We start from the raw sequence: 12,805 nt of genomic DNA, 5'->3' as shown, positions 1-12,805 counted from the left end.
AGCCACTCCGGCGGCAGCTCACCAGTAAATGTCGAAACAGACGCCAATCTTCTCTTTCGCAAACAGAAGCAATACGGTGTTTATGCCCCACTTCAAACAGGTACAACCAATCATGAAGCGCCGGATTTTCATCGCTTACGGGCTGACGGCGCTAACAGGCTTGTCAGGCCCCTTTTCTGCCGTGGCTCAGTCTCTAACGGACCGCATGGCGATGCCTCCGCTGATCTGCGCGCACCGAGGCTGGATCGACCCATCCGGAACGGAAAACAGCCTTAGCCAGATGCACCGCACCCATCAGGCCGGCCCGTTCATGATGGAAATTGATCTCGCGAAGGACAAAACTGGCCGGATTGTTCTACTGCACGATCCGGATGTTGACCGAACGACGACGGGCCATGGTCCTATCACTGAACTCAGTCAGGAAGCGGTTCAGAAACTGCATCTGAAAAACACATCCGGTACTACACTGGAACACATTCCAGCCTACAGCGATGTTCTGGATTGGGCGGGCAGCACCCCCGACGCTTTACTGATGCTCGACATCAAGGATGTTCTCCCTGCCGAAGCTCTGAAACCTGTCCGCCTCCATAAGCTTTCCAACCGGGTCGTAGTTCTCACATTCCACGAAAAGCAGGCCCGCGAGGCTTTCGCCGCTGATCCGGAAGCACTGGTTTCTGTGCTGATTGCAAAGCCAGAGGATATTGCAACCTATCGCAAGATCGCAGGAGCACGCCGCTTTGCAGCCTATGTGCCCCAGAACTCAGACCCCGCCCTGTTCAAAGCAGCACATGAGGCAGGAGCCGTTGTCATAACAGACCTTCTTGGCCCCACGGCCATTGTAGATGCTGTTTCCCCTGAAGAATGTGCCAAGCGCGCACGAACGCTTCCCATTGATATCCTGGTGACCAATACGCCACTCAAGCTTCAGGCAGCCTTAAAGAAAAGGCTCTGAAATAGTGTCATATCACCGGCAGCGTGGCATCTTCTGCGAGGATGGCAAGCATCTGATCTATGATCCGGCCACTGGTTCTTGAAGCAAGGCGCCCAAAGCCCAGCTCCCACACACGACATGCCTGCCCCACCGCTGGCCCCCGGCAAGACGCATGAATGGCCGTAACGCCCGTTTCCTGCACAAGCTCCCGCACATTCCCGACCCGCACACCGCTTCCAGCCATGATCTCGATACGGCCAGCAGCATGATCCACGATGTTTTTCAAAACAGACTGTCCCTTCGGCGCAATAACCGCTTGGCCAGACGTCAGAATGCGCTCGAAGCCCAGCTCGACAGCCTGATCGACAGCAGTCAGCGGATTAGGCGTGAGATCAAAAACGCGGTGCAGTGTCCGACCCATGTCACCACACGCGTCAGACAGCAGCTTCAAGGTCTGCATATCGAGCGTACGGTCGTTCAGGGCTGCACCAAGAACAACACCCGCCAGACCCGCAGCACGGGCGGCGTCAATATCCGCCAGCATCTGATCGATTTCTTCAGCGGTAAACACGAACCCGCCCTCTCTTGGGCGGATCATAGCATAGACCGGCACCGTGGACTGACCAGCCAGACGCATCAGCCCGGCTGAAGGCGTCAAACCGCCCAGTGCGAGGGCAGAACAAAGCTCAATGCGTGTGACGCCGGGGCGCTGCGCTGTCCGCAGGCCGACAGCATCTTCAACACAGATTTCAAGCGTCGGCATACCCGTCTCCATCCTGTTCGGCGAAAGCGCATATGCCGACAGAGTTCTTAGTTGTTCCAGCGGATTCCCGGCAGCGCCTTCTCCACTGTGGAAACGGGTTTGATCGTCCCGCAGTTTCCTCTCGGATGATGTCCTTTCAGGAGCGCCAATGCAAACGGAACTGAATCGTCAGCCGAACCATTGACGGCACCATTATGGGTCAGCCCGGAATAGGTCTTCCACGTCACGTTCGTCCCGGCATCACACATGGCAGCAACTGCATTGTACTGCTGGGCTACGCCTGCTTCGTTATCCGCAAGGCCAGTTCCCACAAACACCGGCATGGTCATGTGAGCATCAGGGATCATGAAGGCATCCTGAAAATCTGCCTCAAGCCGGGATGTATCCCCCGCATAGGCATTGTCTTCCGTAATATCGTGCGCTTCCGTATAGCGAAACAGATCGCCAAGACAGGACTGACGGGCCTGATGCGACAGGTCCTTGCCCTTTTCCGTCATGTTTGCACGAACATCGACTTCCGGATGCAGGCTCTTGCGCGACCCTTCGATCGTGAGGATCCCGAACGCCGCAGCCATGTGAGGCGGCTCCACATTCAGGCGTGGCAGAGGCGCGTGCTTCGGGTGCTCAGGAAGCTTGAACTGCGTCACGACGCCGGTTGCCACAGTCCCAACCACATGCAGATCCGGCGCATATTGGGGAGCCAGCCAGGCCGTTCCGAGTGCTGCACCACCACCCTGTGACTGCCCCACCAGAATAATGCGGTTCTGAAGCGTTCCCTTGTACTGCGTCAGCGCAGCCCGCAGGCCATTCAGAACGCTGTATCCTTCCGGACGATACATCAGATACGGATGCGGGCCCGGCGTCCCCAACCCCTGATAATCACTGGCAACGACCGCGAAACCAGCCTTCAGCCAGTGATCCAGATAGGCGCGGTCACGCGACAGATAGCCTCTCCAGGACGGTGCACAGATATCCGCAATACCTGTTGTGCCGTGTTCCCATGCCACAACTGGCCAGCCACCCTTCGGCGGCGTCCCTTTCGGGAAAAGGATCTGCCCAGAGACCGTGACCGGATCGGGCGCATTGACGCCACTAATGGACGTATAGAGCGTCCGTACAGCTGTGGCGGCGTTTTCTGGCAGAGGACGGTCGGTAATGTCCTGCGTGCGGATCATCTGACCAACCGTTGCAGGAACCTGAGCCGGAGGCGTGTAGAAGTCGCTAACCCCGCCATCCCCCAGATTACGATCGACCTCGACAGCCACCTGCGGCTTTTCGGGCTGGGACGGCGTCGCGCAGGCCGAGAGGGACAGGAGGGTGGCAGTGCAAAGCGCCGAGCGGAATGAAAGCTTCATGAGTGTCTCCAGCAGATCGAGGCGGATATTACTGACCGACGGCCACGCCGTCACGGTGCGGATCTCCCCAGCCCGTGAGGCCGTCTGGCCCAATGGTGATGCCCTGAACAGCGGCATTCATGACATCGATTTTCGGATGATGCCCCATGGCACTCAGCGCCGAAGCCAGCCCGGCGGCGGCAGTTCCCTGTTCCAGCTCCTCCGCATGGTTCTGGGCGCCAATGCGTGGCTGTTCGATGGCTGTGCGGATATTCTGCCCCCAAGCCAGATATCCAACCAGCGTCTGCACAACGGAATCAATAATCCGCGCACCACCGCCCGCGCCGACGATCACCTCAGGCTGACCATTCTGGCCGAAAACGATGGTTGGAGACATGGTTGTGATCGGGCGCTTGCCGGGAGCGGCGATATTGGCGGTCGGGCAGCCATTGACGAAAGGGCGGCCTGCAAAATTCGTGATGGCATTGTTCAGAACCACACCATCCACCACGATATCTGAACCAAAATTCAGGTTGATCGTCGTGGTGAAAGACAGCGCATTGCCGGACGCGTCACGAATGGAAAGATGTGTCGTGGCTGGCACAGTCATCGGGTCGGATGACGGCAGAAGAGCCAGCTTTCCCTTGAGCTGCCCCGCCGTGACACGATCTGCAGCTTCGCCCTTCGCCACCAGCGCCGCGCGACCATCCAGATAGGCCGAATCAAGAAGCGCAGCCGTATCAACGCGGGTATAATCCGGGTCGGCAGCGTATTTCCGGCGGTCTGCCTCAGCCAGACGGGACGCTTCCAGCAGAAGATGCGCGGCCTCAACGCTTCCCGGCGCATACTGACCGATCTTCAGCCGATCAAGAATAGCCAGCTGCTGCAACACGGACAGACCGCCTGCGACAGGCGGTGCGGAAGAACAGATCCGGCGATTGAACGCCGTCACACAGAGCGGTGTGCGCTCATGCACCTTATAAGCCTTCAAGTCTGCAGGTGTGAGTTTGCCAGGATATGCACCACTGGCCACTGCGGCTGAGAGCTTTTTTGCAAAATCGCCCGTGTAGAAATATTCGGCCCCCTGCTTCGACACATTCTCCAATGTGCTCGCCAAAGCGGCATTATGCAGAATCGTCCCCTTGGGAAGCGGCTGGCCTTCCGCATCGAAATAGCCGGAAAACTGGGGTTCGTGAGCCAGTTCGGGGCGCTCCGTCAGGACGAGATGGAGATAACCTGCCAGCGGAAAGCCGTCACGGGCCGCGGTAATCGCGGGCTGGAACAGATCCGCCCAGGGAAGCTTGCCATAACGGTCATGCAGAAGAGCCAGCGTCCGCAGCGTGCCAGGAACACCAACGACGCGGCCGCTCCGCTGGAGCTTGGCTTCCGGAATGCGGACACCGTTCTGATCGTGCATGAAGTCCCGCTGCATGCCCATCGGCGCGCTGGCCAAACCGTCAAAGAAACTCAGACGATCGGCTCCGCGGTCCCAGTACAGGATTGTCGAGCCACCACCGAGCCCAGACGCCTGCGGCTCCACTACCGCCAGAACCATCTGCGCTGCGATCGCCGCGTCAACCGCGCTTCCGCCTTTCGCGAGCACATCCGAAGCCGCTTTGGATGCCATGGGATTGGCTGTTGCGGCCATGAACGTGCTGGCCACAGACGGTGACGAAACAGGCGTTGCAGGCGGCAACTGATGGGCACACGCGCTCAGGCCGAGTGCGGTTGCTCCCAGCAGACCCACAAGAACAGGGGTCCGGGCATAAACCTTTCGTTGGGAGAGAGCCGCACTTCTGATACGCATGGACAATATCAACCTTCAGTTCCTGATGGGGAGCATCTACGTCAAACCGTTACGGTCTTCGATCTTCCCGATAAATGCTGTTATGGTGCGATAATTATCAACCTTCGGTTTGCAATGAACGTTTTTCAGGCCATGACGACCTTTATTGCCGTCGTCGAAACAGGAAGCATGACAGCCGCCGCAGAGCGTTGCGGCATCTCACCCACAATGGTGGGAAACTACGTGCGTCTGCTTGAAGAGCGGCTTGGCACCAGTCTGCTGCGTCGTACGACCAGACGCCAGAGCCTGACGGCCTTTGGCTCCATCTATTTCGCCAAATGCCAGAAGATCCTCAGCATGCTCGACGAAACCGAGCGCATGGCCGCAGCCGCCCAGAGCCTTCCCGCAGGAACACTCCGCATCACCGCTCCCGTCACTTACGGCACTCAGAGCATCACGCCCTGTATCGCGGCCTATCTCAACGAACACCCTGCCGTGGACGTGGATCTTGTCCTGACAGAACGCAGCGTCGATCTGACACATGAAAAATTCGATATTGCCATCCGGTTGGGCGTTCCGGAGCCGTCATCCCTGATCTGCCGTCGCCTGTCCGACTACACCATGACGCTCTGCGCCTCCCCGGCATATCTGTCGCAGCGGGAAGAACTCCTGTCTCCGCACCAGCTCGCCATGCACGATGCGCTTGCCTTCTCCTATACGCCTGCCTCTCCCTGGCACTGGGCCCGGCGTGAATGGCGTTTTGAAGGGCCGCAGGGGAACGTCTCCGTCGAAATGCAGCGCAAAGGATTGTTCAACAACACGCAGGCCATGCGGCGTGCAGCCCTTTCGGGCATGGGCATTGCCATGCTGCCGTCAGATCTGGTGCGGGAAGACATCCGGGAAGGAAAGCTTTCGGCGCTTCTGCCGGATTACACTCTCCCGTCTCGTCCGATCTATCTCCTCTACCACAAGGAGCGCTACAGCGCCCCGACGCTGCGATCATTCATTCAGTTTCTGATCCAGTCTCTCAGCAATCCGCATGCCGGATGATGGGCGCATGGCCCTCTCAAAGACCCAATCAGGCGGTGATTGCCTCCATTATCGGCAATATCATCGAGTATTATGATTTCGTCATTTACGCATATTTTTCGGCCTCGATAGGCCGTACGTTTTTCCCAGCCAACTGGCCGCTGTCCCAGCTTGGACTGTCCCTTGCGACTTTTGGGCTGACTCTTCTGGCGAGACCGCTTGGTGCCGTCGTTTTGGGAAACTACGCAGACAGGCGTGGCCGCATCTCCACGATGATGGTCTGTATCCTCCTGATGGCCATGGGCAGTCTGCTCATCACACTTACGCCCTCCTATCAGAAGATTGGCATTGCCGCGCCTGCACTGGTCATTCTGGCCAGACTTCTTCATGGCTTTTCGCTGGGCGGAGAATTCGGAAGCGCCACATCCTATCTGATCGAACACGCCCCAAAACACGAAGCCCGCGCGGCAAGCTGGCAGGCCATCGGCCAGATCACGGCTTCTCTGTGTGCGGCAACCGTCGTACTGATGCTCGGTCTCGTGCTTCCTTCAACGACCTTCGAGACTTTTGGTTTTCGCATTGCAACTGGCCTGGGGGCTGCGGCAGGAATCAGTGGCCTGATCCTGCGTATGATGCTGACGCCAGAGAACTCCGAAACACCACCCCAACCCCGCTCAGCCCCGGCGCCATTTCTGCAACCCGATACAGTTCGCCGAACCGCCCTCATCATGGGCTCCGTCGCCCTTGGCAGCGGCATCACCTACCTGGGGCTTTACATGCCCCACTATGCCCGGAGCCAGTACAGCCTCTCCCGTCTCAGCACATCCCTCGCCCCGCTTCTGACCTATGGTGGCCAACTCCTGTTCACCCCGCTGAGATGGAAACTGGCAGACCGCTTTGACAGAACCCACAGTGTACGGCCAATGCTCTGGTCCTGCGCGTTTTTGACCCTTCTGCCCATTCCTGCCTTCCAGTTGATAAAAACACTCCCTGAAGCGGTTCTGCTCATGCCCCTTCTGTTCAATCTGAGCGGACTGTTCTATTTCGCTGCCCTCGACGGCTTCATCGGCCAGCTCTTCCCCAGTGAACGCAGAGGGCGTGGTCTTACAATGGGATATTCTTTCGGCGTGGTGCTGTTCGGCGGTCTCGCCCCCCTGACAAACGCAGCCCTGATTTCCTGGACCGGCCTCTCTCACGCCCCGGCCCTCTACATGATCCTGACAGCGATCATTTCGTTCATCAGCGTCTTTTCAGCCCGTTCGCTGCTGGATCGCCGTATACCCTGAACGCCAGCATTTCCTTGACAGAAATTGAAACTATCAATTTTTTCTTTGGAATGTTCTTATAATTGTCTCCTTTATCTTAGTTTACCAAATTCATAACGCTATCGAAGCGTTGTCATCCTGCAGAATGAGTCCACGACATGTCTTCCTGTTCTTTCCCTCCCAGCCGCTCCAGCCGTTCCGGACTTTCCGTTCCGCTTAACGCTCTTTTCGGGCAGGGAAAGAAAACGCTCGCGGCAGCAACATTTCTGAGCGGTCTGTCCGTCACTGTTCCCACTGCCTACGCTGCAACCTCCACCACGACCGAGCCCACCAAGCACCGTGCTCATTCCACGCGCACCGTTGAAGCCGGCAAAGAGTCCATCAGCGTGACGGGAACGCGCCATCAGCCAGGTGGCGGCATGATGCGCGTTGAAACGGCCTCCCGTGCCGTGCAGACCGTGACGCAGAACTACATTGAGATGCAGAGCCCCACGAGCAGCCCGCTCGATCTGATCGCCAATCTGCCAAGTGTGAACATCACAACACCGGACCCGAGCGGAAACGAAGGTGGCTCCATGCAGAGCCGTGGTCTGTATGACAACGATATCGGCATTATGCTGAACGGCATGCCAATCGCAAATGGTGGCACGTCCTCCGCATCCAATTTCGTGCAGAACTATATCGACAGCAACAACATTGCCGCCGAAAGCATGAGCCCCGGCTCCATTTCCGTTGAAGATCCACTGACCTCCGCTGGCGCTGGTGCCTTGAGCATCACGACCCGTGCTCCTTCCAAGAAGTTTGGCGGCCTGGTATCCGGCAGCTATGGATCTTTCAACCGGACACGCGGCTTCATCCGTCTGGACTCAGGCGAGATTGGCCACACCGGCATCACCAGCTACGCATCGTTCTCCAACACTCATTCTGATGCATGGCGTGGCTCGGGCGACAGCGACCGCAAGCATATGGATTTCCGCGCGCAGAAGCAGATTGGCACGCGAAGCTCCATCGACCTGTTCGCCGGATACAACCATTCGCACTATTACCTGAACCGCTACCCGACGCTGGCAAACTTCCAGAACGACAAGCATGGCCGCCCGGTCTCCACACCCCTGAGCTACAACGCCCAGTTCAGCGCTACATCCCCGAGCAGCTATTACGGCGTGCATGGCACGGACAAGGACCAGTTCTATGTGTCCATGCCTATGAAGTTCGCCCTGAACAACACCTTCACGCTGAACATCTCGCCATACTACGAGCGCTCTGACATCACCCTGAACAGCGCGTCCCGCCTGCAGGAGGGTTACACTTATGCGGGAACAGCTCTCCAGCGGGTTGACCTGAACGGCGATGGCAAGATCAGCACGTCAACACGCGCTGCGGTCTCTACGAACTCCATGTCCGTAACCCAGCAGGGTGGCGTCGTTGCCGCGCTTGGCTGGCATTCCGAGAACAACGACGGACAGATCGGCTACTGGCATGAGGAATACCGCTATTCCCTGCGCACCCCGATGTCCAAGATGAACCAGACCACAGGCGCTCAGCCGTCCGACACCGACAAGTCATCCTATTACCGGACCACCAGCGGCAATATCTATTATTCCGTCGACTATCTGGGATCGTACAGCCTGAACTCGGGCTTCCTGGAAGACACCGTCCATCTTCTGGACCACAAGATGTCCATCACAGGCGGCATCAAGGTAACGTCCATGACGCTGGAAGGACAGGATTACCTGCCCAGCACGGCAGGCCGCATAAACCATACGTATGTCTCGCCGACGCCGCGCTTCTCCTGGTCCTACAATTTCGCCCCTCATCATCAGCTTTACATCAATGCTGAAGGTGATTTCCGTGCTCCGTCCCCGATCAACATGATCTCACGTTACAGCACAAGCACGGGTAAGATGACGACGTCTGGCGCAGGAGCAAAGCCTCAGTATTCCATCAAGGAAGAACTGGGTTACCGCTATAATGATGATCTGTTCCTGGCGGATATCAGCTTCTTCAACATGAACGTCTCCAACCGTCTGCTGTCGGTCAACATGTTCAGCAACGACGTTCAGGTCAGCCAGACCATCAACGCAGGCGGCGAAACAATCCGTGGCGTGGATGTCATGCTGTCCACCCGTCCACTGTTCCATCGTTTCAGCCCGTATTTCGCGTTCGAATACCTGCACACGACGATGGACAACAACCTGCAGACAACGGCAGACGATGGTTCGGTTGATTATCTGCGAACAAAGGGCAAGACGGCGGTCATGTCACCGAAGTTCTCAGGCAGCGTCGGCCTGACCTATAACGAAGGTCCGTTCTTCCTGAACGCCAGCGTGCATTACACGTCCAAGCAGGCCTCGTCCTTCATGAACGACCAGTACATGCCGTCCTACTTCTCGGACTCCCTGACACTTGGCTACCATCTGCCGAAGTTCTTCATCGCCCAGTCCCCGGTGTTCAAGCTGAACTTCACCAACCTGACAAGCCAGTACAAGCTGGGTGGCGTTTATTACTTCTCCAACAATGCCAAGGCCACGACCGGTGTCTATGGCCACAAGATCAGTGCTGATACAGCACCGACCTATTACATCATGCCGCCGTTCGCGATGATGGGCACGCTGTCTACATCATTCTGATAACGTGAAGTCCAGTCTTTCGGGGCTGGATCGACAGAGAAGAAAGGGGGCTGGGTTTTTCATCCGGCCCCCTTTCTCGTTTTCAGGACGTCGCTTCATCCTCAGAGGAATGAAGCGTTCGAGGAAATGATTCAGGATTAAGAACTGCCAGCAGAATGGCACTCAGTGTGATGACAATGGCAATCGGGGTGAGTGTATTGAAACCGCTCCAGGTCAGAATCTGGCCGCCCAGCGCGGAGCCCAGAAGAATACCAAGATTGCTACCCCCATTGATGGCCGCTCCGGCCACGTCCGGGCGGGTTGCGCGTGCACGAATTGCCCCTGACATGACAAACGGGATGATGGCCGAATAGCCGCTACACCAAAGAGCAACTGACGCTACAGACCCCCACCCAGAGAGAATGTGTCCATACATGAGCCCCATGCCAATCAGCATGGCCATTCCCCCTGCGAACATTCCTGCGGCAGGCCAGCGATCTACAATCTGACCAGCCCCCCATAGTCCCAGAATACTCACAGCGCCGGTCAGAAGAAGCGCAACGCTGAGAACCCCTTTGGGAAGGCCATGGGCCAGCAGCAGAGGGGTGACATATGTGTAGAGCATGTTGTGAGCGACGAAGAAGATCGCATCAATAGCCACAACCATCAGGAAGATCCGCATGGCTTTCCGCGACCCCATTGAGGGTAAGTTCGTGCTTGCGTCTCCGGATGTCGCGACTGGCGGCAGGAAAAAGGCTACGCAGGCCGTCAGCAGCACGGCAATACCTGTCATAACCAGCATCGCAACACGCCAGCTGGCGAAATGCCCGATAGCGGCCGCGCCAGGCACACCCAGAATAGAACCCAAGGACGTTCCACCATAGACAAACGAAATGGCTCTTCCGGTCATCTTGGGGGGCACAAGCCGGGCCGCATAAGCTGAGACAATCGACATCAGCAGCGCGTGCGCGATTCCACCAAGAGCGCGGCCGGCACATAAGACCAGAAATGTCGGAGCAAGAGCGACAATCAGATTGGAAAGAACATAGCCACCCAAAGACAGCAGCATCAGTCTCTTGCGATCGATTGCAGCCGTCAGAATAGTCAAAGGCACGGCGCCCAGAGCAACCATCAGAGCAAATGCACTGACAGCCAGTCCTGCCTGACCTTCGGCAATATGGAATGCCTGCGCCATGTCGATCAGCAGGCCAACAGGCGCGACTTCACTGGTCAGCGCGGTAAAAGTACACGCGAATAGTGCACACAGGCCAATAACGGTCTGCGTGGGAAGAGTTTTGAAAAGCATAATTTCCCTGACCACTGTGATGAAGCTATCACGCGGGACGAAATCGCCTTCTGCCATGCTTCACGCTAGAATAAAACGAAAGAAACGGTGTTCGTGACTGGTTTTCGTTTTGTCATATAACGGATGCTGAGAATTCGCCGTTATGGCGCGCTGTCCATACCCGATGGCCTTTCCGCTGATGTGGCGGGAAAACGAAACAGGCGCAGCTCCATGATGCTCTCGCAGAAGAGAAGATGGTAAACGCAAACGTTGTTGATATTCATTCTGATTTACGACAACGTCACCCACAAGACAGCACTCCATTCTCCTCAACAGAGAAAGCATTTTTCAATGTTCACGCTGAAACCGACGCTCTGGGCCCTTTTGACGATCGGTCTGGTAACCGCGCCATCCGTTGCTTTCTCTGCCGAGACAGCCACAGCAAGCCTCATCGATACAAACGGGAAACCGGCGGGCACACTTCAGGTTACAGAAGCCCCGAAGGGTGTTCTGCTGCATATCGAAGCCAAAGGCCTTACGCCCGGCTGGCACGGAATTCACTTCCATGAAAAAGGCGACTGCGCCGCGCCGAAGTTCACGAGCGCTGGAGCGCATGTTCACACGGCCAAGTCCGTCGTGCATGGCCTCCTGAATGACAATGCGAATGATTTTGGCGATCTGCCCAACATTTATGCCGCCCCGGACGGCACTGCATCCGCAGAAATCTACTCGACGTTTGTTTCCCTGCGAGGCACGTCTTCACGTGCAGCGCTGCTGGATGCTGACGGAAGTTCGGTGGTCATTCACGCTCAGGCCGACGATTACAAAACCCAGCCAATCGGCGGTTCCGGTGCCCGCGTCGCCTGCGGCATCCTGAAACAGGACTGACGTTTCCGAGCCTTTCTTGCCCGAAAGGACTGGATGGCGGCCTCCTCTCTCTGTTTATGGAGAGAAGGCCGCCGAGCATTCTAAAGTGCCACGGCACGTTCCTTAAGACAGTCTTGATCGAAACACCATGAAACGGACATCCGACCTGCCCTTGCATCCACCCCCTGTGGTTGGTTTCGAGGATTACTATGCCGGAGGTTTCGTGGATGGGTTTCATACCCATGACCGCGCACAACTGTCGGTATTTCTGGCCGGTAGCGTGACCGTCAACACGCATGATGAAAGTTTTGTACTTCGCCCCGGTCAGGCGCTCTGGCTTCCCGCCAACACCGTCCATCAGGCAACATGCCGGACCGATCTGCTATTTCAGGTCATTTATGTCGATCCGGGTTTCACCGGAGCCGCTGATCTCCCGTGCAAGATGTTTGAAGCCTCTTCCCTGATACGAGGTCTCATAGACGCAATCATTGCCATGAGTTTCGAATTCGCCATGGACGAGCGAATGTTGACTATCGGCCGCCTTCTGCTTGATGAAATTGGCCGTGTACCTCGCATCGCAGATCGCCTGCTGTTTCCTTCCGATCCCCGTCTGCGTCGTGTGTGTGAGGCGATTATCGCACACCCAGGGAACTCCCGTGACATCGATTACTGGGCCCGGGAAGCAGGGATGGCCCGACGGACTTTCACCCGTCTCTTTCAACAGGAAATGGGATTGGGCTTTGCCGCATGGCGTCGCCGAGTGCGGGTCGTTGAAGCGGCTTCCCGGATTGCAACTGGCCAGTCTATTGCCGAAGTCGCATTCGATCTCGGCTATGATAATGCCAGCAGCTTCAGCGCCATGTTCCACAAAACTTTTGGTGTTGCCCCCCGAACACTCCGCGCAAGCCCCACTTCAGCCATACGGTCGTAAGGCGT

General features: G+C 57.1%; 10 protein-coding genes. 6 read left to right on the top strand and 4 right to left on the bottom strand.

The window, feature by feature from the left end:
• Positions 1 to 112: 112 nt before the first annotated feature.
• Positions 113 to 952 (top strand): glycerophosphodiester phosphodiesterase family protein, encoded by an 840-nt coding sequence (locus GFR01_RS08205; RefSeq protein WP_244902207.1) that lies wholly within the window; start codon positions 113 to 115, stop codon positions 950 to 952.
• A gap of 7 nt (positions 953 to 959) precedes the next feature.
• Here GFR01_RS08205 and GFR01_RS08200 read toward each other — a convergent pair whose 3' ends face one another.
• The 3 genes from GFR01_RS08200 to ggt are packed head-to-tail and all read right to left on the bottom strand — an operon-like array spanning position 960 to position 4,835.
• Positions 960 to 1,694: a copper homeostasis protein CutC gene (locus tag GFR01_RS08200; protein ID WP_244902206.1), complete on the bottom strand. Its 735-nt coding sequence runs from the start codon at positions 1,692 to 1,694 to the stop codon at positions 960 to 962.
• 47 nt (positions 1,695 to 1,741) lie between these two features.
• Complete coding sequence (locus GFR01_RS08195) at positions 1,742 to 3,049, bottom strand: lipase family protein (protein WP_174694697.1); 1,308 nt, start codon at positions 3,047 to 3,049, stop codon at positions 1,742 to 1,744.
• A 28-nt stretch (positions 3,050 to 3,077) separates the two neighbouring features.
• Positions 3,078 to 4,835: a gamma-glutamyltransferase gene (gene ggt, locus GFR01_RS08190; RefSeq protein ID WP_099182023.1), complete on the bottom strand. Its 1,758-nt coding sequence runs from the start codon at positions 4,833 to 4,835 to the stop codon at positions 3,078 to 3,080.
• Between the two features lie 132 nt (positions 4,836 to 4,967).
• Between ggt and GFR01_RS08185 the strand changes: the two genes are divergently transcribed.
• The 3 genes from GFR01_RS08185 to GFR01_RS08175 all read left to right on the top strand — a co-directional run bounded on the left by GFR01_RS08185 (position 4,968) and on the right by GFR01_RS08175 (position 9,738).
• Positions 4,968 to 5,864 (top strand): LysR family transcriptional regulator, encoded by an 897-nt coding sequence (locus tag GFR01_RS08185; RefSeq protein ID WP_244902205.1) that lies wholly within the window; start codon positions 4,968 to 4,970, stop codon positions 5,862 to 5,864.
• Positions 5,861 to 7,129 carry an MFS transporter gene (locus GFR01_RS08180; protein WP_099182021.1) on the top strand — a complete coding sequence of 423 codons (1,269 nt, stop codon included), beginning with the start codon at positions 5,861 to 5,863 and terminating at the stop codon, positions 7,127 to 7,129. Before GFR01_RS08185 ends, GFR01_RS08180 begins: the two co-directional genes overlap by 4 nt.
• 137 nt (positions 7,130 to 7,266) lie before the next feature.
• Complete coding sequence (locus tag GFR01_RS08175) at positions 7,267 to 9,738, top strand: TonB-dependent receptor (protein ID WP_099182020.1); 2,472 nt, start codon at positions 7,267 to 7,269, stop codon at positions 9,736 to 9,738.
• Between the two features lie 82 nt (positions 9,739 to 9,820).
• Here GFR01_RS08175 and GFR01_RS08170 read toward each other — a convergent pair whose 3' ends face one another.
• A complete protein-coding gene (locus GFR01_RS08170; protein ID WP_167384228.1) occupies positions 9,821 to 11,023 on the bottom strand; it encodes an MFS transporter in 1,203 nt (400 codons plus the stop codon).
• A 330-nt stretch (positions 11,024 to 11,353) separates the two neighbouring features.
• On the opposite strand from GFR01_RS08170, the gene sodC reads away from it, so the two are divergent.
• Both sodC and GFR01_RS08160 read left to right on the top strand, forming a co-directional pair.
• Positions 11,354 to 11,890: a superoxide dismutase[Cu-Zn] gene (sodC, locus tag GFR01_RS08165; RefSeq protein ID WP_099182018.1), complete on the top strand. Its 537-nt coding sequence runs from the start codon at positions 11,354 to 11,356 to the stop codon at positions 11,888 to 11,890.
• A 127-nt stretch (positions 11,891 to 12,017) separates the two neighbouring features.
• A complete protein-coding gene (locus GFR01_RS08160; protein ID WP_099182017.1) occupies positions 12,018 to 12,800 on the top strand; it encodes an AraC family transcriptional regulator in 783 nt (260 codons plus the stop codon).
• Positions 12,801 to 12,805 lie beyond the last annotated feature (5 nt).

Origin of the sequence: Gluconobacter frateurii (genome assembly GCF_002723955.1) — a bacterium.
Lineage (GTDB): Bacteria > Pseudomonadota > Alphaproteobacteria > Acetobacterales > Acetobacteraceae > Gluconobacter > Gluconobacter frateurii.
Note: the sequence above shows the minus strand (reverse complement) of the source record. Positions and strands in the feature narration are given on the sequence as shown.

What these genes read in the sequence shown, in the direction of transcription:
- GFR01_RS08185 (WP_244902205.1), top strand. Translation starts at nt 4,968, where the DNA reads ATGACGACCTTTATTGCCGTCGTCGAAACAGGAAGCATGACAGCCGCC.
- GFR01_RS08160 (WP_099182017.1), top strand. Translation starts at nt 12,018, where the DNA reads ATGAAACGGACATCCGACCTGCCCTTGCATCCACCCCCTGTGGTTGGT.
- GFR01_RS08200 (WP_244902206.1), bottom strand. Translation starts at nt 1,694, where the DNA reads ATGCCGACGCTTGAAATCTGTGTTGAAGATGCTGTCGGCCTGCGGACA.
- GFR01_RS08180 (WP_099182021.1), top strand. Translation starts at nt 5,861, where the DNA reads ATGATGGGCGCATGGCCCTCTCAAAGACCCAATCAGGCGGTGATTGCC.
- sodC (WP_099182018.1), top strand. Translation starts at nt 11,354, where the DNA reads ATGTTCACGCTGAAACCGACGCTCTGGGCCCTTTTGACGATCGGTCTG.
- GFR01_RS08170 (WP_167384228.1), bottom strand. Translation starts at nt 11,023, where the DNA reads ATGCTTTTCAAAACTCTTCCCACGCAGACCGTTATTGGCCTGTGTGCA.
- GFR01_RS08175 (WP_099182020.1), top strand. Translation starts at nt 7,267, where the DNA reads ATGTCTTCCTGTTCTTTCCCTCCCAGCCGCTCCAGCCGTTCCGGACTT.
- ggt (WP_099182023.1), bottom strand. Translation starts at nt 4,835, where the DNA reads ATGCGTATCAGAAGTGCGGCTCTCTCCCAACGAAAGGTTTATGCCCGG.
- GFR01_RS08205 (WP_244902207.1), top strand. Translation starts at nt 113, where the DNA reads ATGAAGCGCCGGATTTTCATCGCTTACGGGCTGACGGCGCTAACAGGC.
- GFR01_RS08195 (WP_174694697.1), bottom strand. Translation starts at nt 3,049, where the DNA reads ATGAAGCTTTCATTCCGCTCGGCGCTTTGCACTGCCACCCTCCTGTCC.